The sequence below is a fragment of the Enterobacter sp. ECC_219_Taxon_10 genome (genome assembly GCF_058354905.1).
Genome location: NZ_CM178005.1, coordinates 2852718 through 2875588, shown reverse-complemented (window position 1 = coordinate 2875588; position 22871 = coordinate 2852718). Strand labels below are relative to the sequence as shown.

Genomic DNA, 22871 nt, shown 5'->3' with positions numbered 1-22871 from the left:
CGCTGAGTTAATATAATGTTAACAAACTGTTTATTATCGGGGCTGTGATGACGACGAACACTCATTTCAGAGGTGATGCATTGAAAAAGGTTTGGCTTAACCGTTATCCCGCAGATGTGCCTGCGGAGATCAATCCTGACCGTTATCAATCCCTGGTTGAATTATTTGAGCACTCGGTAAGACGTTACGCAGACCAGCCCGCGTTTGTGAATATGGGCGAGGTGATGACGTTCCGTAAGCTTGAGGAGCGTAGCCGGGCGTTTGCGGCTTATCTGCAGGAAGGGCTTGGGCTGCAAAAAGGGGATCGCGTCGCGCTGATGATGCCGAACCTGCTGCAATACCCGGTGGCGCTGTTCGGCATCCTGCGTGCCGGGATGATTGTCGTCAACGTCAACCCGCTTTATACGCCGCGCGAGCTGGAACACCAGCTGAACGACAGCGGGGCGGTGGCGATTGTGATTGTTTCTAACTTTGCCCATACCCTGGAAAAAGTGGTCGACAAAACCCAGGTGAAGCACGTCATCCTGACGCGCATGGGCGATCAGCTTTCCACCGCCAAAGGGACGCTGGTTAACTTTGTCGTTAAATACGTCAAACGTCTGGTGCCCAAATACCATCTTCCGGACGCTATCTCTTTCCGCCGCGCGCTGCATGCGGGCTATCGCATGCAGTACGTCAAGCCGGAAGTGGTCTCAGAAGACCTGGCCTTCTTGCAATACACGGGCGGCACAACCGGCGTGGCCAAAGGGGCGATGCTTACACATCGCAACATGCTGGCGAACCTTGAGCAGGTCAATGCCACCTACGGGCCGCTGCTCCATCCGGGCAAAGAGCTGGTGATCACCGCGCTGCCGCTGTATCACATTTTCGCGCTGACCATGAACTGCCTGCTGTTTATTGAACTGGGCGGGCAAAACGTACTGATCACCAACCCGCGCGATATCCCGGGGCTGGTGAAGGAGCTGGCGAAATATCCGTTCACCGCCATGACCGGGGTGAACACCCTGTTCAACGCGCTGCTCAACAACAAAGAGTTCCAGCAGCTCGATTTCTCCACGCTGCATCTCTCTGCGGGCGGCGGCATGCCGGTTCAGCAGGCGGTGGCCGAGCGCTGGGTGAAGTTAACCGGGCAATATCTGCTGGAAGGCTATGGCCTGACGGAGTGCGCGCCGCTGGTGAGCGTCAACCCGCACGATATCGACTACCACAGCGGCAGCATCGGCCTGCCGGTGCCGTCCACGGAAGCAAAGCTGGTGGATGATGAGGGTAACGAAGTGCCGCACGGTGAGCCAGGCGAGCTGTGCGTCAGAGGGCCTCAGGTGATGCTGGGTTACTGGCAGCGCCCTGATGCGACCGACGAGATCCTCAAAGACGGCTGGCTGCACACCGGCGATATTGCGGTGATGGATGACGAAGGCTTCCTGCGCATCGTCGATCGCAAAAAAGATATGATCCTGGTCTCCGGCTTCAACGTCTACCCGAACGAAATCGAAGACGTGGTGATGCAGCACAGCGGCGTGCTGGAAGTGGCGGCAGTCGGCGTCCCTTCCGGCAGCAGCGGTGAAGCGGTGAAGATTTTTGTGGTCAAGAAAGATCCTTCTCTTACCGAGGAAGCGCTGATAACGTTTTGTCGTCGTCAGCTGACGGGCTATAAAGTACCGAAGCTGGTGGAATTCCGCGATGAGCTGCCGAAATCCAACGTCGGGAAGATATTACGACGAGAATTACGTGACGAAGCCCGTGCCAAAGTAGACAATAAGGCCTGAGCTTCACGTTAATCGCCCAGACGCCGGTTAAGCCGGCGTTTTTTATGGGCGCAAACAAAAGAGAATCCGATTTGAATTACCAGATGATCACGACCAACGACGAGCTGGCTTCGCTCTGCGAAGTAACGCGCGACTTTCCTGCCATCGCTCTGGATACCGAGTTTGTCCGTACTCGCACCTATTATCCACAGCTGGGTTTGATTCAGATATACGACGGTAAGCACGTCTCGCTGATCGACCCTCTCGGCATTACCGACTGGGCGCCGATGCGTGACCTGCTGCTGGATACTGCGGTAACGAAATACCTGCACGCGGGCAGTGAAGATCTGGAAGTCTTTCTGAATACCTTTGGCATCATGCCTCAGCCGCTGATTGATACGCAGATCCTTGCGGCGTTCAGCGGTCGTCCGCTGTCGTGGGGATTTGCCGCCATGGTGGAGGAGTACACGGGCCTGACGCTGGATAAAAGTGAATCCCGTACCGACTGGCTGGCGCGTCCGCTTACCGAGCGCCAGCTGGAATATGCGGCGGCAGACGTGTTTTACCTGCTGCCGATTGCCGGACAGCTGATGAAAGAGGCGGAAGCCTCCGGCTGGCTGTCAGCCGCGCTGGACGAGTGCCGTATGACACAGCAGCGTCGTCAGGAAGTGGTTGATCCGAAAGAAGCCTGGCGCGACATCAGCAACGCCTGGCAGCTGCGTACGCGTCAGCTGGCGTGCCTCCAACTGTTAGCCGACTGGCGCTTACGCAAAGCGCGCGAACGCGATTTGGCTGTTAACTTCGTGGTTCGCGAAGAGCATCTCTGGGCGGTCGCACGCTATATGCCGGGCAGCCTGGGCGAACTGGACAGCATCGGGCTTTCGGGGAGCGAGATCCGCTTCCACGGTAAAACCCTGCTGGCCCTCGTCGCCAAAGCGCAGGAGCTTCCGGAAGAGGCGCTGCCTGAGCCGTTGCTGAATCTGATGGATATGCCGGGCTACCGCAAAGCGTTTAAGGATATCAAAGTGCTGGTGCAGGATGCCGCAACGGAAAGCAAACTGAGTGCAGAACTGCTGGCGTCACGCAGGCAGATTAACCAGCTGCTGAACTGGCACTGGAAGCTAAAACCGCAGAATGGCGTGCCGGAACTGATGGCGGGCTGGCGCGGGGAATTGATGGCCGATCGCCTGAATACGCTGCTGGAAGCATACCCACGCTAAAGAATTGTAGCCCCGGTAAGCGTAGCGCCACCGGGGAGATTGCCGGGCGGCGCTACGCTTGCCCGGCCTACAAAACCACAAACGGTTTAACGCGACTCTTCCGCTTCCGGTAGCGTCACGTTCAGCTCCAGTATCGAAATATCCCCGTCTTTTTGCTCCAGTTGCACCGTCACCATCTCCGGGTCAATCTGTACATACTTACAGATCACTTCCAGGATGTCTTTGCGCAGCTGCGGCAGGTAGTGAGGCTCGGCGTCGCTACGACGACGCTCCGCAACGATAATTTGCAGACGTTCTTTTGCGATGTTGGCGGTGTTCTTTTTCCGCGAGAGAAAAAAGTCCAGTAATGCCATAACTTATCCTCCGAACAGGCGTTTGAGGAAACCTTTCTTCTCTTCTTCAATGAAGCGGAAAGGACGTTCTTCTCCCAGCAGACGGTCAACGGTATCCGCATACGCTTTACCTGCATCTGCCATTGTATCAAGGATCACGGGCTCGCCCTGGTTAGACGCGCGCAGCACGGACTGATCTTCCGGGATGACGCCAACCAGTTTAATGCGCAGGATCTCCAGCACGTCTTCCATGCTCAGCATGTCACCTTTGTTTACGCGACCCGGGTTATAGCGGGTCAGCAGCAGGTGCTCTTTAATCGGATCCTCGCCATTTTCCGCACGACGGGATTTGGAGGCGAGGATGCCGAGAATACGGTCTGAGTCACGCACGGAGGAGACTTCAGGGTTGGTGGTGATAATCGCTTCGTCAGCGAAGTAGAGCGCCATCAGGGCACCGGTCTCGATGCCGGCAGGGGAGTCGCAGACAATGAAGTCGAACTCCATTTTTTTCAGCTCGTCGAGCACCTTTTCCACCCCTTCACGGGTCAGGGCGTCTTTGTCACGCGTCTGAGAGGCCGGAAGGATATAGAGGTTCTCGGTGCGCTTGTCTTTAATCAGCGCCTGGTTCAGCGTGGCATCGCCCTGAATGACGTTCACGAAGTCATACACGACGCGACGCTCGCATCCCATGATGAGGTCGAGGTTACGCAGACCGATATCGAAGTCGATAACGACGGTTTTCTTTCCCTTCTGGGCCAAACCAGTAGCGATGGCCGCGCTGGAGGTGGTCTTGCCAACGCCTCCTTTACCCGAAGTAACAACAATAATGCGTGCCATAGAAATTCCTTGTTAAAAAGGGATCAATTCAACGGTTGAACGGTCAACGCGTCGTCTGCCAGAAGCAGGCGAGCCGCTTTGCCATAAAATTCGGCTGGGATCTTGTCGCTCAGCCAATATTCACCTGCGATGGACACCAGTTCCGCCGTCAGGTGAGTACAAAATATTTGCGCGTCCCGATCGCCACTTGCGCCTGCGAGCGCACGTCCACGCATCATACCGTATACGTGAATATTGCCATCTGCAATCAGCTCTGCGCCAGCGCTGACGTGGCTTGTAACAATCAGATCACAGTTTGGTGCATAAATGCGCTGACCGGAACGAACCGGCACATCAATCATTCGCGTTTTTGTGAGAGCGGTAACGTTTTGCGCCGCAGGAGGGGGCGTTTGCACGGCAGCAGGTGCTGCACGTGGGGCTTTTTCTTTGCCTTCATTAAGAAGCGGCAGCCCCGCGCGCTCAATTTCTGCTTTCAGCTCGGTATCTTTGCAGCCGCTGATGCCGACAATACGCAGCCCGGTTGAGGAGACCGCCTGCTGGAGAAGTTTCCAGTTCACCGGCGCCTCAAGACCGCTGACGTTGATAACAACAGGGGCGTGCTTCAGAAAGGCGGGAGCCTGGGCGATTTTGTCTTCTAACGCCTGACGAATAACCTCGGGTTTTGCATCATGCAAATGTACCACTGATAAGGTGAAGCTACTGCCTTTAAGCTCGATGGGCGTGTTTGACATCCTGGCCTTACTCAATTTGCTATTAACCGCAGCCATTCGCTGCGATATTCCGAAGAGTATCAGGCATGTTATAGTCAGGAGTATATTGAGGCAAGCAACCACCCATTAATTCAGAGTAAAAACATGTTTTGTGTGATCTACAGAAGTACAAGCCGTGACCAGACCTATCTTTATGTCGAAAAGAAAGACGATTTTTCACGCGTGCCGGAAGAATTAATGAAGAACTTTGGCCGACCACAGCTGGCGATGCTGCTGCCGCTGGACGGCCGTAAGAAACTGGTGAATGCCGATCTGGAAAAAGTGAAAACGGCATTAGCCGAGCAGGGCTATTATTTACAGCTTCCACCGCCGCCTGAGAATTTATTAAAACAGCATCTTGAGGCGAACGGGAAAAAATAGCCTCAGCTGTTTTCGGGCATAACACATCAACCGATTAGGGGTCGAGCATGTATCAACATCATAACTGGCAAGGTGCATTACTGGATTATCCCGTCAGCAAAGTGGTCTGCGTGGGCAGCAACTATGCTAAGCATATTCAGGAGATGGGCAGCGCAACGCCAGAAGAGCCGGTCCTGTTTATTAAGCCCGAGACGGCACTGTGCGACATCCGCCAGCCGCTGGCGCTGCCGCAGGGGCTGGGGTCGGTGCATCACGAAGTGGAGCTTGCTGTGCTGATCGGCGCGACGCTGCGCCAGGCTTCCGAAGAGCATGTCGAGAAAGCGATTGCCGGTTACGGCGTGGCGCTGGATCTGACCCTGCGTGACGTGCAGGGCAAAATGAAGAAAGCGGGGCAGCCGTGGGAAAAAGCCAAAGGCTTTGATAACGCATGTCCGATTTCAGGATTCGTTCCGGTGAGTGAATTTACCAACGATCCGCAGGACACCCCGCTCAGCCTGAAGGTGAATGGCGAGGTCCGCCAGCAGGGCACTACGGCGGACATGATCCACAAGATTGTGCCGCTGATCGCCTACATGAGCCGTTTCTTTACCCTGAAGCCGGGCGATGTGATCCTCACCGGCACGCCGGAAGGCGTGGGCCCGCTCGCCAGCGGGGATGAGCTTGAGGTCGGTTTTAACGGCCTGTCGCTAAAAACCCGCGTGCTGTAACCGCATTTTGCCGCCTGAAGAGGGCGGCAAAACTTGCAACAGCGTGCCAGACTCGTTATAAGGTGCGCTTTCTTTTGACGTGTGGACATCCTGATGAACGACATCCCTTTCTGGCAAAGCAAAACTCTTGACGACATGACCGACGCGGAATGGGAATCCCTGTGCGACGGCTGCGGTCAGTGCTGCCTGCATAAGCTGATGGATGAGGACTCCGACGAGATCTATTTCACCAACGTTGCCTGCAAGCAGTTGAACATTAAAACCTGCCAGTGCCGCAATTACGAACGCCGCTTCGAGTACGAGCCGGACTGCATCAAGTTAACCCGTGAAAATCTGCCGACTTTTGAGTGGTTACCGCATACCTGCGCGTATCGTCTGCTGGCGGAAGGAAAAGATCTGCCGAAATGGCATCCGCTACTGACCGGTTCAAAAGCGGCGATGCACGGCGAGCGTATCTCTGTGCGCCACATTGCGGTGAAAGAGTCTGAGGTGCGGGACTGGGAAGACCACATTATGAATCACCCGAATCGGTGAGAATAAAAAACCCGCCGAGGCGGGTTTTTGCTTTTACCTTCCAAACAAATCGCGTTTCTTCGGTTTGAACGGCTGAGCGATCAGCACCAGCAGCGCCACCACGAAGTAGGCCACAAAAATCCCCACCAGCCACTGCGGCATCTCCAGCGTCAGGAATTCCCACTGACGTACGGAGCAGTCACCGGATGCGACGAACACCTGCGGCAGCCACTTATCCAACGGCAGCCAGCTCGGGAAGCGGGCGGCGAAATCACAGGTCATAAACGGTGACGGATGCAGCTGCATCATGGTGTGCTGCCAGGAAAGCTCAATCCCTTTCCAGGCGCTGTACAGCCAGATTGCAATACCCACATAGCGCAGCGGCGTTTTCGGGGCAATCGCACCCACCAGGCCTGCCCCCATAATGCCGAACAGTGCGCAGCGCTCATAGATGCAGAGCACGCAGGGCTTGAGTCCCATTACGTGCTGGAACCACAGCGCAACCATTTCCAGCGCAAAGGCGGTCAGGGCCATCAACAACCACGCTCCGCGACCGCGGGAGCACTGGTTTAAAAATCTCAACATAATCATTTCCCTGGAACATGCTTAGAAAGCGCAGTGTAAACGAATTTTAATGCGCCGCAAGTATACCCGCTTGTAGCAGCCATTGCGTACAGGGAACAAGAGTAATTTTGATGCACAGCAAACCAACAGCGGTAAGCACCAGCGTGTATGGCAGCGCCATCCAGACCATTCTCCCATAAGAAAGTCGTATGAGTGGCGCCAGTGCCGAGGTCAGCAGGAAAAGAAATGCCGCCTGGCCGTTCGGTGTTGCAACGGAGGGCAGATTTGTTCCGGTGTTAATGGCCACCGCCAGCAGTTCAAATTGCCCGGTGCTGACAATACCTTGCTCCATCGCCGCTTTGGCCTCATTGATGTACACCGTCCCGACAAAGACGTTATCGGAAATAGAGGACAACAGCCCGTTAAATAAATAGAACAGCGTAAGCTGCGAGTCCGGCGAGGCCTGGAGCACAAATGCGATAATCGGTGCGAAAAGGTGTTGGTCAATAATCACCGCCACGACCGCGAAGAAGACCGCCAGCAGCGCGGTAAACGGCAGGGCTTCGGTAAAGGCTTTGCCGATAGCATGTTCGTCCGTTACCCCGCTAAAGGTGGTCGCAAGAATAATGACGGAGAGGCCAATCAACCCGACTTCGGCAAGATGCAACGCCAGCGCGGCGATAAGCCAGATGCCGATGATCCCCTGCGCAATCAGACGCAGCGTCTCCTGGCGCGTGCGCTGTTTGCGGCTCTGCTCGTCAAATTTATGCAGTTCGTTGCGGACCGGCTCAGGCAACTGTGCGCCGTAGCCGAACAGCCTGAATTTTTCGACAAGAATGCAGGTTGCTAACCCGCAGACCAGCACAGGCACGCTGACGGGGGCCATGCGCAGGAAAAATTCGCCAAAATGCCATTCTGCCGCTTTCGCGATGATCAGGTTTTGCGGCTCGCCCACCATGGTCATCACGCCGCCCAGCGCCGTACCGACCCCCGCGTGCATCATCAGGCTGCGCAGAAATGCGCGGAACTGTTCCAGCACGTCGCGGTTATGCGCCTCGACGTGGCTATCGTCCTGCAAATCATCACTCGGGCGAGAAGAGGCCACGCGGTGATAAATGCCGTAAAATCCAACGGCGACGCTGATCACCACCGCGACGACGGTGAGCGCATCCAGGAAGGCCGACAGAAAGGCGGCGGCAAGGCAAAACGCCAGCGAGAGGATGGTTTTTGACGGAATGCTCAGCAGCAGGCGGGTGAAGATAAACAGCAGCAGCTGTTTCATAAAATAGATACCGGCCACCATAAAAATAAGCAGCAGGAGCACTTCAAGATTGGAGGCCAGCTCTGCTTTGACATGCTCTGCTGACGTCATGCCGATGACCACGGCCTCAAACGCCAGCAAACCGCCGGGCAGCAGGGGATAGCACTTCAGTGCCATTGCCAGGGTGAAGATAAACTCCGCCACCAGCAGCCACCCGGCGATAAACGGATCCACACTAAAAATGAGGGGATTAACGACCAGGAAAACCAGCAGTATCAGTTTGTACCAGTCAGGAGAATGACCTAAAAAATTGCGCCATAGCGCGCGCCCAAAAGAAATTTCCACAACAGACGTCCTTCCCGTCAAGTAATACAAAACATCAGTATACGCAAAAATCGCGGCCCGGAGGCGGATAAGCCCGCATTGTAAATTTCACAAAAATGAAACGGCGATCCCCTTTTCTCACTTTGCCGCGCTACCTGCCGCTGCGCGCCTCTGGTATGATGAGTCCAATTTGCAAAAGCTGTGTAATGGAAATCTCACTATGGTCATTAAGGCGCAGAGCCCGGCGGGTTTCGCGGAAGAGTACATCATTGAAAGCATCTGGAATAATCGTTTCCCTGCGGGGTCCATTCTTCCGGCTGAACGCGAACTCTCTGAACTGATTGGCGTCACTCGCACCACGCTGCGTGAAGTGCTTCAGCGACTGGCGCGTGATGGATGGTTGACGATCCAGCACGGCAAGCCAACAAAGGTAAATAACTTCTGGGAAACCTCGGGGCTGAACATTCTTGAAACACTGGCGCGCCTCGACCACGAAAGCGTGCCGCAGCTGATTGATAATCTGCTCTCCGTGCGCACCAACATCGCGACTATCTTTATTCGTACCGCTTTCCGTCAGCATCCGGAGGATGCGCTTGCGGTGCTGGCCAGCGCGAATGAAGTTGAAGATCACGCCGATGCCTTTGCCACCCTCGATTACAACGTGTTCCGCGGCCTGGCGTTTGCCTCCGGCAACCCGGTTTACGGCCTGATCCTCAACGGCATGAAAGGGCTCTATACCCGCATTGGTCGCCACTATTTTGCCAATCCTGAAGCCCGCAGCCTGGCGCTGGGCTTCTACCATAAGCTGAGCAAGCTCTGCACAGAAGGCCTGCACGATCAGGTTTATGAAACCGTGCGCCGCTACGGCCACGACTCCGGCGAAATCTGGCACCGTATGCAGAAAACGCTGCCGGGCGATTTAGCGATTCAGACCCGCTAAAAGAAAAAACCTCTCATACGAGAGGTTTTTTTTGTCGGGTGGCGGCTACGCCTTACCCGACCTACGGGTTTTGTAGGCCCGATAAGCGCAGCGGCACCGGGCAAAAAAGCTGCACTACAGGGTATTCAACCGCGCCGGGCACCGATCCAGCAGCTCCACGCTGCCGTCTTCATTCTGCTGCTCCAGCTGCACGTCAAAGCCCCACAGGCGGTGCACGTGCTTCAGCACCTCTTTACGTCCTTTATCGAGCGGCGCGCGGTTATGCGGGATATAGCGCAGCGTCAGGGAACGGTCGCCGCGCAGGTCCACGTTCCACACCTGAATATTGGGTTCAAGGTTGCTCAGGTTGTACTGGGAAGAGAGGCGAGAGCGGATCTCACGGTAGCCTTCCTCGTTGTGGATCGCCGAGATTTCCAGATAGTTGTTACGGTCATCGTCCAGCACGGTGAAGAAGCGGAAATCACGCATGATCTTCGGCGACATAAACTGGCTGATAAAGCTCTCATCCTTAAAGTCGCGCATCGCAAAATGCAGCGTTTCCAGCCAGTCAGAGCCGGCGATATCCGGGAACCAGTACTTGTCCTCTTCCGTCGGCGACTGGCAGATGCGTTTAATATCCTGGAACATCGCAAAGCCCAGCGCATACGGGTTAATCCCGCTGTACCACGGGCTGTTGTAGGGCGGCTGGAACACCACGTTAGTATGGCTGTGGAGAAATTCCATCATGAAACGCTCGGTGACTTTCCCTTCGTCATACAGGTGGTTGAGAATGGTGTAGTGCCAGAATGTCGCCCAGCCTTCGTTCATCACCTGGGTCTGTTTCTGCGGATAGAAATACTGGCTCACCTTGCGCACGATGCGCAATATCTCACGCTGCCATGGCTCCAGCAGCGGGGCATTCTTCTCCATAAAATAGAGCAGGTTTTCCTGCGGCTCGGACGGATAACGACGCGCTTCGGCGATCGTTTTTTCCTCCTCACGCTTCGGCAGGGTACGCCACAGCATGTTCACCTGGCTCTGAAGATACTCCTCGCGGCTTTTCTGCCGGGCTTTCTCCTCCTGCAGAGAGATTTTCTGCGGGCGTTTATAGCGGTCCACGCCGTAGTTCATTAGCGCGTGGCAGGAGTCGAGCAGCTTCTCCACCTCGTCCACGCCGTAGCGCTCTTCGCAGTCGGTAATGTATTTACGCGCGAAGATCAGGTAATCAACGATGGAGCTGGCGTCCGTCCAGCTGCGGAACAGGTAGTTATTTTTAAAGAAGGAATTATGCCCGTAGCAGGCGTGCGCCATCACCAGCGCCTGCATGGTAATGGTGTTCTCTTCCATCAGATAGGCGATACACGGATTGGAGTTAATGACGATCTCATACGCCAGCCCCTGCTGGCCGTGCTTATACAGCCGCTCCGTTTCAATGAATTTTTTACCAAACGACCAGTGCGGATAGTTGATCGGCATCCCGACGCTGGAGTAAGCGTCCATCATCTGTTCGGAGGTGATCACCTCAATCTGATGGGGATAGGTATCCAGGCGATACAGCTTTGCCACCCGGTCGATTTCGGCGAGGTAGACATCCAGCAGCTCGAAGGTCCAGTCGGGTCCATCGCTCAGACGTGTGTTGTCCTTGTTCAGGGAATCAATAGTAGCCATTAGCGCGCCCTCGTTGTGGGTGCTCTCTCTGTCTGGAGAGCCTCCTTTCAAGCATAGATCAACGTGTTAAAAAGCGTGCTGGCGCAGAAATTTTTTCTTTGCGATTTCTCGTTTTTGATACGGCAAAAAAAGGGTGTGCATCAGCATTTTATGCTGGTTAAAAATAAAGCTCAGCAGGAGATCCCAAATTATCCCTGTCCCCTGATGCTGGGGGATGTGTGAGGTAAGTCACCATAAAAAAGTCGTATGTTGAATAATATTTTCAACTAGGTTATCAATCTGTAATTAGATGATTGTTCTTTTGCTCATAATGGAGTGGCTATGCGTGTTGTCATACTGGGAAGTGGTGTCGTTGGCGTAACCAGCGCCTGGTATTTAAGTCAGGCGGGACATGAGGTTACCGTTATCGATCGTGAATCCGGCCCGGCGCTTGAAACCAGCGCGGCAAACGCCGGTCAAATCTCTCCCGGCTATGCGGCCCCGTGGGCGGCACCGGGCGTGCCGCTGAAGGCGATCAAATGGATGTTCCAGCGCCACGCGCCGCTGGCCATCAGCCTTGACGGCACGCAGTTCCAGCTGAAGTGGATGTGGCAGATGCTGCGCAACTGCGACACCCGCCATTACATGGAAAACAAAGGGCGTATGGTACGTCTGGCGGAATACAGTCGCGACTGCCTCAAAGCCCTGCGCGCCTCGACGGGTATCGAGTACGAAGGCCGTCAGGGCGGCACGCTGCAGCTGTTCCGCACCGAACAACAGTATGAAAACGCCACCCGCGATATCGCCGTGCTGGAAGATGCCGGCGTACCTTACCAGCTGCTGGAGGCCAGCCAGCTGGGTCAGGTTGAACCCGCGCTGGCCGAAGTGGCCCACAAGCTGACCGGCGGTCTGCGTCTGCCGAACGACGAAACCGGCGACTGTCAGCTCTTTACCCAGCGTCTGGCGCACATGTGCGAGCAGGCAGGCGTGACGTTCCGCTTCAACACCTCTGTCGATAAATTGCTGTCGGAAGGCGAAAAAATTTACGGCGTGAAGTGCGGCGACGAGGTGATCAAGGCGGACGCCTACGTGATGGCGTTTGGCTCATACTCCACCGCCATGCTGAAAGGCATTCTTGATATTCCGGTCTACCCCCTGAAGGGCTACTCGCTGACCATCCCGGTGAAAGAGGAGAGTGGGGCGCCCGTGTCGACCATCCTGGATGAAACCTACAAAATCGCCATTACCCGCTTTGATAACCGTATTCGCGTCGGTGGCATGGCGGAGATTGTCGGCTTTAACACCGAACTGCTGCAGCCGCGTCGTGAAACGCTGGAGATGGTGGTGGGCGATCTCTTCCCGCGCGGTGGTTTTGTTGAGCAGGCGACGTTCTGGACCGGCCTGCGTCCGATGACGCCGGACGGCACCCCGATTGTCGGGCGCACGCCGTTCAAAAACCTGTGGACCAATACCGGACACGGCACGCTCGGCTGGACGATGGCCTGCGGATCGGGCCAGCTGCTGAGCGACCTGATTTCCGGGCGCACGCCGGCAATTCCGTTTGACGATTTAAGTGCTGCGCGCTATCAATCAGGATTCACGCCAGCGCGTCCTCAGCACCTGCACGGCGCGCATAACTAAGGAGTTGTCATGTCCCGTCCTGTTCTGGCTCAGCTGGATCTGCAGGCCCTGAAGGAAAACCTGCAAATTGTTCGCCGGGCAGCACCTGGTTCGCGCGTCTGGTCGGTCGTCAAGGCGAACGCCTACGGCCACGGTATCGATCGTATCTGGAGCGCGCTCGGCGCGACCGACGGCTTTGCGTTACTCAATATCGAAGAGGCCATCCTGCTGCGCGAGCGCGGCTGGAAAGGGCCTGTTCTGCTGCTGGAGGGGTTCTTCCACGCGGACGATCTGCCGCTGCTGGATAAGTACCGATTGACCACCAGCGTGCACAGCAACTGGCAGATTAAAGCCATTCAGGATGCGAAGCTCCACGCTCCGCTGGATATTTATCTCAAGGTAAACAGCGGCATGAACCGCCTGGGCTTCCAGCCCGAGCGGGTTCATACGGTCTGGCAGCAGCTGCGCGCTCTGAAAAACGTCGGCGAAATGACGCTGATGGCGCACTTTGCCGATGCGGAAAAACCGGACGGCATTGCGGATGCCATGGTCCGCATTGAGCAGGCGGCAGAAGGGCTCGATTGCCCGCGCTCGCTGTCAAACTCGGCGGCCACGCTGTGGCATCCTGAAGCTCACTATAACTGGGTACGTCCGGGGATCGTTCTGTACGGTGCGTCTCCTTCAGGGCAGTGGCAGGATATCGCCAACAGCGGCCTGAAGCCGGTTATGACCCTGCGCAGCGAGATCATCGGCGTGCAGACGCTGAAGACGGGCGACACGGTAGGCTACGGCAGCCGCTACCGGGCGAAGGGCGAGCAGCGTATCGGCATCGTCGCGGGCGGTTATGCCGACGGCTACCCGCGCATCGCGCCGACCGGTACGCCGGTCTGGGTGGATGGCGTTCGCACGGGCACGGTAGGGACGGTCTCAATGGATATGCTGGCGGTTGACCTCACGCCATGCCCGCAGGCAGGGATCGGTTCTCCGGTCGAGCTGTGGGGCAACGAAATCAAAATTGATGACGTGGCGGCCGCGGCGGGAACGGTTGGCTATGAACTGATGTGTGCGCTGGCACCGAGAGTGCCGGTTGTGACGGTGTAACTTGTACGTGTGCCGGGTGACGCGAAGCCGCCACCCGGTAAAAAAACGCTACTCCGCGTCCTCTTCCATCGGCCTCAAACCGACCTTCCGCACCGCGTTATCTTCTTTTTCGGCAACCGTCCAGATCATCCCGGCAAACTCAACCTGATCGCCCACGACCGGGGCAGCGCCAAGCCGCTGCTGGATGATTTCGCCCAGCGTTTGCGGGTTATCACCCTCTTCAGCTCCTTCATCCAGGCCATAAATCAGCGCCACATCTGCAAATTTTGCGCTGGCTTCCAGAATAAAGTCGCCGAAGAAGCGCTGATCCAGCGCCACGGGAGGCGACTGGCTGAACAGCTTGCCCAGCGCGGGCAGGTCGCGCTCGCGGCCAATCACGCAGAGAATATCCCCTTCGCGCAGGCGGGTGCTGCCGGTAGGGTGCAGCAGGACATTATCGCGGAACAGGGCGGCAATGCGCGTTTCGGCCGGCATATGCAGATCGCGCAGCGAGGCCCCCACGCACCATTTATCAGCGCTCAGCTGGTAGACGAACTGTTCCCACGGGTTTTCCGGATGAATATCCAGCCCCACGCGCGAAACCGGCCAGCCCACGGGGGGCACCACCACTTTGGCTTTTTTTGCCGCCCATCCGAGCGAGGTTCCCTGGAACAGCAGGGAAATCAGCACCACGAAGAACGCCACGTTGAAGAACAGCCGCGCGTTATCCAGACCGGCCATCATCGGGAAGACCGCAAGAATAATCGGCACCGCGCCGCGCAGGCCAACCCAGCTGATAAAGACGCGCTCGCGCAGGTTAAAGCCGCGAAACGGCAGCAGACCCGCAAACACGGACAGCGGACGGGCGAAGAAGATCATCCACGCCGACAGCAGAAGCGCCGGAACGGCAATCGGCAGCAGGTCAGATGGCGTCACCAGCAGGCCCAGCACCAGGAACATGCCGATTTGCGCCAGCCAGGCCAGCCCGTCGAAGTTCTGCAAAATGGCGTGACGGTTACGAATAGGGCGGTTGCCCATCAGGAACCCGCAGAGGTAAACCGCAAGAATACCGCTGCCATCCAGCGCGGTGGTGACGGCAAAAATCAGGATCCCACCGCTCAGCGCCAGCAGAGGGTAAAGTCCCGAGGGCAGCGAGATGCGGTTGATCGTCTGCTGTAACAGGTATCCCCCCGCCAGGCCGATGACAATCCCCAGCCCGAACTGCTGCAGGATATGTAAGGCAAACATCCAGCTCAGGCCCGTCTCGTGCTGCTGAATCATCTCTATCAGTGTGATGGTCAGGAACACCGCCATCGGATCGTTACTGCCGGATTCAATCTCAAGCGTTGAGCCAACGCGTTCGTTAAGCCCTTTACCGCCAAGCAGGGAAAAGACCGCCGCCGCATCGGTAGAGCCAACGATTGCGCCAATCAGCAAGCCTTCCATCAGATTGAGATGGAAAAGCCATGCGGCCATCATCCCGGTGAGGCCGGAGGTGATCAACACGCCGACGGTCGCCAGCGACAGCGCAGGCCCCAGGGCCACGCGGAAGGAGCTTGCCTGAGTGCGCATCCCGCCGTCGAGCAGGATCACCGCCAGCGCGAGGTTACTCACCATGTAGGCGAAGGGATAGTTATCGAAGGGGATACCGCCGATGCCGTCAACGCCAGCCAGCATGCCGATGGCAAGGAAAATAACAAGAATGGGTATGCCGAGACGCGATGAAAATGAACTTAATAAAATACTGCTGGTTACAAGTACAGAACCCAAAATGAAAAGGCTGATTATCGCTGCGGCATCCAATGTTCTCTTACTCCCACCTCAATGTTAACGCTGTTACTAAAACCCTAACATATTAACAACGGTAACAGCGTTTTATTAAGGGGGTTTTTTATGCTTTTATGACTGGATGACCGCCGATCGTTAACCGACTGCCCGAAACATCATGTGTAAGCGTCGCCTGCGCGCCCAGCGCAAGGGTAACGGTCTTCTGCTCATGGCCGAAATCCAGACCGGTGATAACCGGAATATCCAGCCGCGAGCGGATGAAGTCGACCATCGTTTCCAGGGAGTAGCCCGCGTCATAGTCATTCGGGGCCGAGCCGCTGAAGCTGCCCAGCACAATCGCGGACTGGCGATCGAGAATACCGGCATGATAAAGCTGTAATAACATGCGCTCGACGCGGAACGGGTGTTCGTTGATATCTTCCAGCACCAGAATGCCGTCTTCGATTTGAGGCATCCACGGCGTGCCGATGAGCGAGACCAGCATCGCCAGGTTACCGCCCCACAGCTGGCCCTCACATTCCCAGTGCGGCCCATTCCCCTGCCACTCGACGCTGTAGGTGGGATTGCGCAGCGCGCGCCAGAAATGCTCCACGGTGAACGCGTCCAGTTCCGGCGCGCCGAAGTTACCGGCCAGCATCGGGCCGCTAAACGTAATGACGTTATGCTGCGCCAGCAGACCAAGCTGGATGGCGGTGAAATCGCTGTGGCCGCATATCAGCAGCGGATCCTGCTGCTGGCGCTGCGCCAGGCCCTGCCAGTCGATGCTCTCCATCAGCCTGCTCGCACCGTAGCCGCCGCGCACCGCAAGGACTATTCGGTTTTCGCCCTTCAGGTTCACCAGACTATTGATATCATTCAGCCTCTGCGCTTCTGTTCCTGCAAAACGCTGCTGGCGGCGCGGGATAATTGTCTGATTTTCTACCTGGTGGCCGGATTCCAGTAAGCGCTGAACGCCCCGCTGCGCCGCGTCCTGGTTAATGCAGTAGCCCGACGGCGCGATGAGATGAAACTGAGACATGGCAATTCCTTGCTGAATGAGAAACTAATTGTCTATATCATGCCGCGTATACGCTGCCTGCTTCAAGGGCGGCGCACCGCGATGACCGGCTATAAGGATAGATGACGTGAAATTGAGATGGTTTGCTTTTTTGATTGTTTTGCTGGCTGGCTGTAGTTCAAAACGTGATTATCAAAACCCGCCCTGGAACCCGGAAGTGCCGGTGAAACGGGCCATGCAGTGGATGCCGATCAGTGAACAAGCCGGAAAGGCCTGGGGCGTCAGCCCGCGTCTGATCACCGCCATTATTGCGGTGGAGTCCGGCGGCAATCCCACGCTTGTCAGCAAATCCAACGCGGTGGGTCTGATGCAGCTGAAAGCCTCAACGGCGGGGAGAGAGGTTTACCGCTATATGGGCTGGAGCGGCCAGCCGTCGACCAGCGAGCTGAAGAACCCGGAACGTAACATCTCCATGGGGACCGCTTACCTGAGCATTCTGGAACATGGCGTGCTGAAGGGCATCGAGGATCCGGAAGTGATGCAATACGCGCTGGTGGTCTCGTACGTGAACGGCGCAGGGGCGCTGCTCAGAACCTTCTCCTCTGACCGTAAAGAGGCGATCGAGGAGATCAACGACATGGACAAAGATGAATTCGTCGAGCATGTGGCGAAAAATCATCCGGCACCGCAGGCGCCTCGCTATATCTGGAAAGTACAGAAAGCGATGGATGCCATGTAATGCCGCAAACGGGCGGCGTTCGCTGCCCGACTTCTCTCAAAGTACCTTATTCGCACGTTCCCGTGCTTCCCGCTCCAGCGAATAGATAATGCGCTGCAGCTCGCGCTCGGCGCCCGGACCGACGTTCAGAAAACGGAAGCTCAGCCGCGGCGAGGTAATCGTTTCATTTTTGCTGTCCACAACCGTGCGCTCGCTGATGGCAATCAGCTGTGCATCGAAATAAAAACGGCCCCAGCCCGCCATATCCAGTTCAATTTGCGTAAACCGCATGCCTTCTACCAGGCCCTCCGGTTTAGGGGTATCCATCAGCGCGCCCATTCCGCCCAGCGACAGGTCAAAGAGACGGAAGCGGATCTCTTTTTTGTCCGGCATTTTAGCCTTACAAAAATAGGCAGGATGAAGCGGGGCGCTGATGCGGAAATATTCACGACGCTGGACAAACCAGAGGTTGCCAGGAAGGGGGGTAACAAAAGCCGGGAGCCCCTGGTATTCACTCATTTCCAGTCGCAGGAGGACAAACTCCACTTTGGCCCCATGGGTTTCGGCCATGACGACGATATTCTCTGCTTTCAGCGCCGCGCGGTTTTCATACTCCTGGCTGCCCAGGTCAATAACCAGCCGCTCCTGCGAGACGTCAAGGATCTTGCTGATAAACTGATTATTTGACCAGCTGATGCGCAGCGGCACTTCGCCTTTTTGCAGGTCGCGTAATACCCCTAACACAGCCAGCGGATTTTGCTTGAGGAACTGCTCACTGTAATGACTCACGCCGGGTGGCTCCTTGATTGATGACGGACTGTCTTAGCGTTATCGGCAATCCATCCTCAAACTTAATACAAACCGGTGAGTTTTTTTGCCTGTTTAAGCAAAGATAAGTCGGTGAGCTGAAAATGGTTTTTCGGAGATGACCTATACTTAAGCTAGCTGTGCAGAAGGTTTTCTGCACATGCGTTTAATCTGCAAGAGGGCATTGCTATGGGTATCATCGCCTGGATTATCTTTGGCCTTATTGCTGGCGCTATCGCTAAACTGATCATGCCGGGAAACGATGGCGGCGGCTTTATTTTGACCTGCGTACTCGGGGTCGTTGGTGCGGTTGTAGGCGGCTGGCTGGCGACGATGTTTGGTTTTGGAGGCAACATAAGTGGTTTCGACCTGCACAGTTTTCTGGTCGCTGTCGTGGGTGCCATTGTGGTGCTGGTCATATTCAGGTTACTGCGACGAGCATAAATTGACGTAAATGGCTCTCTGCGGAGGGCCGTTTTTTTGCCTGAGTATTGATTTGTTAATCTAAATGATAATAATTGTCGTTCCGTATTGCATCTAACAACAAGACGACATTATGAACTCCTCACGTTTTACGTTATGCGCCCTGGCGGGTGCCGTCACGCTGGCACTGCAGGTCCAGGCTTTCGCCGAAGAATCCACCATTGTCGTCACGGGCTCAGAGCAGGGCAGCGCACTGCCGGCCTGGACGAACAGCGCCACAAAGTCGGCCGTTGCCGAAAGTAAAACGCCGCAGGTCATCAACACGCTCTCGGCGCCTGAAATTGAAAAGCGTCACGCGAACTCCGTGAACGAAATCCTGCGCTATGCTCCCGGCGTCTCGACCGAGGTGCGGGGTAACACCTCCTATATGAGCGAATACAAAATTCGTGGCTTTACCGTTGACCAGGAGTTCTACAACGGGCTGCAGTTGCCCTATAACGTCACCGGCAACACCAAGGCGCGCATCGATCCGTTGTTAATAGACAGCGTCGATATCCTGAAAGGGCCTTCATCGGTGCTTTACGGCGGCGCTTCGCCGGGCGGGCTGGTAAATATTCAAAGTAAAAAGCCGCAGCGGGAAGCCCGAACCGAGGTCGGTTTTAACACCGGGAACCGTAATCTGAAAGAAGGCTACTTCGATTCGACCGGACAAATAGCTGACAGCGACTGGAATTACCGTCTGCTGGGTAAGGCGACGGAGAATGACGATCAGCCGCACACCAGCCGCTATGAAAATTACCTGGTCGCCCCGTCCGTCACCTGGCAACCCGACAGCAAAACCCGCCTCACGCTGGATGCGCTGGCGCAAAACTCCCCGAGCCTGACGCCGTCGAACCCGCTGCCGCTCGCTTATTTGCGCTCGAAATATGCCGATCGTCGGGATTACGCCGGCGATGAGTGGAGCGGGTTTAAGCAGCGCCAGTGGATGCTGGGCTACAGCTTCGAACACGAGTTCGACAGCGGCTGGGGCTTTAGCCAGAAAGCGCGCTATTTCGACGTCGATACCCACCAGAACAGCGTCTACGCGACGGGAACGGGGAGTGAGGTCTATCAGCTTAACCGCTTTGCCTATACCACCGATGAAGATCTTAAGAGCTTCAACATTGATAACCAGGTGACCAAAACCGTTGCGCTGGGCGACTGGAAACACCATCTGCTGGCCGGGTTTGACTACCAGAGGCTGAATTCCCATTTCCACTACCGTTACGCGTCCTCCACGCCGGGCATGGATATGCGTAATCCTGACTATTCGCAAATCCATGAAAGTGCGCTGGGACTCTACACCGCCCAGAAAAACCGCCTTAGCTATCAGCAGAACGGGTACTACCTCCAGGATCAGGTGGAATTTGGCGGCTTAAATCTGCTGGGTAGCCTGCGCTACGACGATTACCGCTCCGTCACCACCGATTACCTGCAAAACGGCGATAAGGCCTGGGTATCGCAGGATCGCGTCACCAAACGCCTGGGCGCACTTTACGCCTTCGATAACGGTATTTCGCCGTTTATCAGCTATTCAGAAGGTTTTGCACCGGTGTCGCCGCAGGGAACGCTCGTGGCGAAAGACGTCAAGCCAACCACCAGCAAGCAGGTGGAAGGTGGGGTAAAATATCTTCTGGCCGAGTACGCCACGACGTTTACCGCCTCGGTGTTTAACATCCGGCAGAAAAACGTTGTCACCTCCGATCCGGGCTTCCTGAACTACCGTCAGACTGGTGAAGTGGAATCCAAAGGCGCGGAGCTCTCCGCCATCAGCCGTCCGACGGATAACCTGACGCTGATTGCCAACTATGCGTACACCCACGCGATCAACCGGGAAGATGACAAGTACAAAGGTAAACGTCCAACGCAGGTCCCGGAGAATGCCTTCAACCTCTGGGGTGATTACACCTTTGAGAACACGCCGCTGAAAGGACTGATGCTGGGAGCGGGCGCACGCTACACCGGGCCGATGGAAATCTCTCCGGCAAACGATGCGGGTAAACTCGGGGGCACTACGCAGTACGATCTGGCGGCCTCGTACCGGATGGGCGAAATTCTGCCTTCGCTGGCAGGTCTAACGCTTAAAGCCAGCGCGCAGAACATCACCAATAAAGAGACGTTGACCTGCTATGACGCGACCAACTGCTGGATTGGGCGTGACAGGACGTATCAGCTAGGGGCGAGTTACAGTTTCTAAGTAACTCCCTGTGAGTTCAAAATGTAGGCCGGGTAAGGCGAAGCCTCCACCCGGCAATACCCTTACTGCGCCGCAGCTTTCACCGGCGCAGCCTCATCGTTCGCCGCAGGCTGATTTTCCGGCACGCTGTCGCACGGTTTCTCTTTAGGACAAACCAGATCCAGCATTTTCAGCGTCACGCCGTTGCTCCAGCCGAACCCATCCTGCAGCGGGTACTCTCCGCCGCCACCGCCGGTACCGGTAGAAGAGACATCATACTTTTCCACCAGCTTCTTCTCGCGGTCGTAAGTATGCTGAACGTTCTTCAGGAAGCGCCAGGTTACGTCCATCGCCACCTTGTTCTGCCCATAGTTCTGCAACCCTTCCGTTGCTACCCACTGCAGCGGCGCCCAGCCGTTTGGCGCATCCCACTGCTGGCCGCTGTTGATGGTAGTGGTTGTAATACCGCCCGGTTTCAACAGGCGCGCGGAGGTGGCCGCGGCGACTTTATCGGCACGATCCTGCGCCGCCGCCTTCACGTAAAGTGGGAAGAGGGCCGCTGCCGTGAGCTGGTTGCGCACCTTCTTGCTCTTGAGATCGTAATCGGCGTACCAGCCCTCTTTATCATTCCACAGATGGCGCTCAATGGCTTTCTGACGTGCGGTTGCCAGTGCTTCATATTTACTCGCCGCCTCGCTGTCCCCTGCCTCCTGGCTCGCTCGCGCAAGCAATTTTTCCATTTTGAACATCAGGGCGTTGAGATCGACGGGCACAATGCTGGTGGTGCGGATGGTGCCGAGCTTTTGCGGATCGTCCATCCAGCGGGAGCTAAAGTCCCAGCCCGAGGCGGCTGCGGAGCGCAAATCTCGGTAGATCTCCGTGGCGGGGCGGTTAGGATTACTCTTCGCCGTGGTGATATCGTCAAGCCAGGACTCCGGGCGCGGGGTATCGCGATCGTCCCAGTAGCGGTTGAGGACCGAACCGTCATCCAGCTTCACCACGCGCTGGTTAGCTTGCCCAGGCTGAAGGCTATCTACGCCCTCCATCCAGTAGGCGTACTCTTTCTCCATCTGCGGACGATATTTCTTCAGTGCATCGTCGTCGTGGGTCGCCAGCAGTTCAACCATCAATGAGAAGAACGGCGGCTGGGAGCGGCTCAGGTAGTAGCTGCGGTTGCCATTGGGGATATGGCCGAAGGTATCAATTTCCCAGGCGAAGTTATCCACCATATCGCTGATTTTGTCCCAGTGGCCGCTCTCCGCCAGGCCCAGCATGGTGAAATAGCTGTCCCAGTAGTAGACCTCGCGGAAGCGCCCGCCGGGCACCACGTAAGGCTTCGGTAACGGCAGCAGGGAATCCCATTTGTTGCTGGCTTTATCCGTGGTGCGCGTCAGTACAGGCCAGAGGTCGTCAATGTGTTCACGTAAACTTTGTCCCGCAGGCGGCACATATTTTTCACCTTCCTCAGGCAGCGTGAAGTTCATCTCCACAAAGTGGCGCAGGTCAAAACTTGTCTGGGTGTGCTGCATCCGATAATCCGCCAGAATCATCAGCGGGTCGCTTTTGGGAACGGCATCAGCGAAGGTTTTCTGATCGGGAAACAGTTTGGCACTCTGCACGTCATTAAACAGAGGGCCAAGCAAAATATCGGGTGAATTTTTCTGATAGGCTGGCTTTTCGTCGGCATAGCCCATCGTTGCCACACCGAGTAGCGCGCCTCCCAGCGCGAGGTGCAAAAGGGCAGGGCGTAAAGTACGAGGTCTTATCATCGGTTCGTCTCCTGTATTCCTGAGCAGCGTGACCGCTGTTATCAATCACCTGAAAACCTTAGACGAATATCGCCCGCTTCGCGTGTTGAATATCCCATTTTGCGCAGAACCAGACAATTTACCGCTTCGCACGCCCTGTCCGGAAGGATTTGTTGTGTAAATGGTGTTAGAACAATTATGCCTTTAAATAATTATATACATTACGCATTAAAATATTGATGTAATTAATGGAATAAGAGTGTGAAGTAAATGGTG

20 protein-coding genes and 2 pseudogenes are annotated in these 22871 nt (G+C 56.0%); 12 read left to right on the top strand and 10 right to left on the bottom strand.

What is annotated here, in order from left to right:
* Positions 1-80: 80 nt before the first annotated feature.
* On the top strand, positions 81-1766 hold the full coding sequence (fadD, locus tag AC4ICF_RS13685; protein ID WP_162874940.1) for a long-chain-fatty-acid--CoA ligase FadD: 1686 nt from the start codon (positions 81-83) through the stop codon (positions 1764-1766).
* Between the two features lie 83 nt (positions 1767-1849).
* A complete protein-coding gene (gene rnd / locus AC4ICF_RS13680) occupies positions 1850-2965 on the top strand; it encodes a ribonuclease D (protein ID WP_316379675.1) in 1116 nt (371 codons plus the stop codon).
* Positions 2966-3051: 86 nt separating this feature from the next.
* On the opposite strand, the gene minE is transcribed toward rnd, so the two are convergent.
* The 3 genes from minE to minC are packed head-to-tail and all read right to left on the bottom strand — an operon-like array spanning position 3052 to position 4865.
* Entirely contained in the window at positions 3052-3318 is a 267-nt protein-coding gene (gene minE, locus AC4ICF_RS13675; RefSeq protein ID WP_024909868.1) for a cell division topological specificity factor MinE, read from the bottom strand.
* Between the two features lie 3 nt (positions 3319-3321).
* Positions 3322-4134: a septum site-determining protein MinD gene (minD, locus tag AC4ICF_RS13670; RefSeq protein ID WP_008500505.1), complete on the bottom strand. Its 813-nt coding sequence runs from the start codon at positions 4132-4134 to the stop codon at positions 3322-3324.
* Positions 4135-4157: 23 nt separating this feature from the next.
* Positions 4158-4865 carry a septum site-determining protein MinC gene (gene minC / locus AC4ICF_RS13665; RefSeq protein WP_192984522.1) on the bottom strand — a complete coding sequence of 236 codons (708 nt, stop codon included), beginning with the start codon at positions 4863-4865 and terminating at the stop codon, positions 4158-4160.
* A gap of 123 nt (positions 4866-4988) precedes the next feature.
* Between minC and AC4ICF_RS13660 the strand changes: the two genes are divergently transcribed.
* The 3 genes from AC4ICF_RS13660 (at position 4989) to ycgN (ending at position 6505) form a co-directional block, all read left to right on the top strand.
* Positions 4989-5264 (top strand): YcgL domain-containing protein, encoded by a 276-nt coding sequence (locus AC4ICF_RS13660; RefSeq protein ID WP_024909870.1) that lies wholly within the window; start codon positions 4989-4991, stop codon positions 5262-5264.
* Between the two features lie 47 nt (positions 5265-5311).
* A complete protein-coding gene (locus AC4ICF_RS13655) occupies positions 5312-5971 on the top strand; it encodes a fumarylacetoacetate hydrolase family protein (RefSeq protein WP_116339277.1) in 660 nt (219 codons plus the stop codon).
* Positions 5972-6064: 93 nt separating this feature from the next.
* On the top strand, positions 6065-6505 hold the full coding sequence (gene ycgN, locus AC4ICF_RS13650) for a cysteine cluster protein YcgN (RefSeq protein WP_023336059.1): 441 nt from the start codon (positions 6065-6067) through the stop codon (positions 6503-6505).
* A gap of 33 nt (positions 6506-6538) precedes the next feature.
* Here the strand turns inward: ycgN and dsbB are convergent, their stop codons facing one another.
* Positions 6539-7069: a disulfide bond formation protein DsbB gene (dsbB, locus tag AC4ICF_RS13645; RefSeq protein WP_028013517.1), complete on the bottom strand. Its 531-nt coding sequence runs from the start codon at positions 7067-7069 to the stop codon at positions 6539-6541.
* Positions 7070-7115: 46 nt separating this feature from the next.
* Entirely contained in the window at positions 7116-8654 is a 1539-nt protein-coding gene (gene nhaB / locus AC4ICF_RS13640; RefSeq protein WP_116339278.1) for a sodium/proton antiporter NhaB, read from the bottom strand.
* Positions 8655-8853: 199 nt separating this feature from the next.
* On the opposite strand from nhaB, the gene fadR reads away from it, so the two are divergent.
* Positions 8854-9573 carry a fatty acid metabolism transcriptional regulator FadR gene (gene fadR, locus AC4ICF_RS13635; RefSeq protein WP_023336056.1) on the top strand — a complete coding sequence of 240 codons (720 nt, stop codon included), beginning with the start codon at positions 8854-8856 and terminating at the stop codon, positions 9571-9573.
* 114 nt (positions 9574-9687) lie between these two features.
* Here fadR and AC4ICF_RS13630 read toward each other — a convergent pair whose 3' ends face one another.
* Positions 9688-11220 carry a SpoVR family protein gene (locus AC4ICF_RS13630; RefSeq protein ID WP_100170101.1) on the bottom strand — a complete coding sequence of 511 codons (1533 nt, stop codon included), beginning with the start codon at positions 11218-11220 and terminating at the stop codon, positions 9688-9690.
* A gap of 321 nt (positions 11221-11541) precedes the next feature.
* Here AC4ICF_RS13630 and AC4ICF_RS13625 point away from each other — a divergent pair, with 321 nt between their 5' ends.
* The 3 genes and pseudogenes from AC4ICF_RS13625 to AC4ICF_RS13615 all read left to right on the top strand — a co-directional run.
* Entirely contained in the window at positions 11542-12840 is a 1299-nt protein-coding gene (locus tag AC4ICF_RS13625; protein WP_116339282.1) for a D-amino acid dehydrogenase, read from the top strand.
* 9 nt (positions 12841-12849) lie between these two features.
* Complete coding sequence (gene dadX, locus AC4ICF_RS13620; RefSeq protein ID WP_163329895.1) at positions 12850-13920, top strand: catabolic alanine racemase DadX; 1071 nt, start codon at positions 12850-12852, stop codon at positions 13918-13920.
* Between the two features lie 9 nt (positions 13921-13929).
* A pseudogene (locus tag AC4ICF_RS13615) lies at positions 13930-14034 on the top strand (hypothetical protein); the annotation flags it as partial.
* Here AC4ICF_RS13615 and AC4ICF_RS13610 read toward each other — a convergent pair.
* Positions 14035-15669: pseudogene (locus tag AC4ICF_RS13610) on the bottom strand (potassium/proton antiporter); the annotation flags it as partial. It abuts the pseudogene before it with no gap.
* A gap of 121 nt (positions 15670-15790) precedes the next feature.
* The gene (gene ldcA, locus AC4ICF_RS13605; protein WP_316379600.1) at positions 15791-16705 is read right to left on the bottom strand and encodes a muramoyltetrapeptide carboxypeptidase; all 915 of its coding nucleotides are present in this window, start codon (positions 16703-16705) and stop codon (positions 15791-15793) included.
* Positions 16706-16811: 106 nt separating this feature from the next.
* Here ldcA and emtA point away from each other — a divergent pair, with 106 nt between their 5' ends.
* Positions 16812-17423: a membrane-bound lytic murein transglycosylase EmtA gene (emtA, locus tag AC4ICF_RS13600; protein WP_116339290.1), complete on the top strand. Its 612-nt coding sequence runs from the start codon at positions 16812-16814 to the stop codon at positions 17421-17423.
* A gap of 36 nt (positions 17424-17459) precedes the next feature.
* Here emtA and ycgR read toward each other — a convergent pair whose 3' ends face one another.
* Positions 17460-18191, bottom strand: a complete 732-nt coding sequence (ycgR, locus tag AC4ICF_RS13595) for a flagellar brake protein YcgR (protein WP_116339292.1) — start codon at positions 18189-18191, stop codon at positions 17460-17462.
* A 207-nt stretch (positions 18192-18398) separates the two neighbouring features.
* On the opposite strand from ycgR, the gene AC4ICF_RS13590 reads away from it, so the two are divergent.
* Positions 18399-18653 carry a GlsB/YeaQ/YmgE family stress response membrane protein gene (locus AC4ICF_RS13590; protein ID WP_192984515.1) on the top strand — a complete coding sequence of 85 codons (255 nt, stop codon included), beginning with the start codon at positions 18399-18401 and terminating at the stop codon, positions 18651-18653.
* A 112-nt stretch (positions 18654-18765) separates the two neighbouring features.
* Positions 18766-20868: a TonB-dependent siderophore receptor gene (locus tag AC4ICF_RS13585; RefSeq protein ID WP_316379603.1), complete on the top strand. Its 2103-nt coding sequence runs from the start codon at positions 18766-18768 to the stop codon at positions 20866-20868.
* A 62-nt stretch (positions 20869-20930) separates the two neighbouring features.
* On the opposite strand, the gene AC4ICF_RS13580 is transcribed toward AC4ICF_RS13585, so the two are convergent.
* A complete protein-coding gene (locus tag AC4ICF_RS13580) occupies positions 20931-22616 on the bottom strand; it encodes an alpha,alpha-trehalase (RefSeq protein ID WP_316379604.1) in 1686 nt (561 codons plus the stop codon).
* Between the last annotated feature and the right edge of the window lie 255 nt (positions 22617-22871).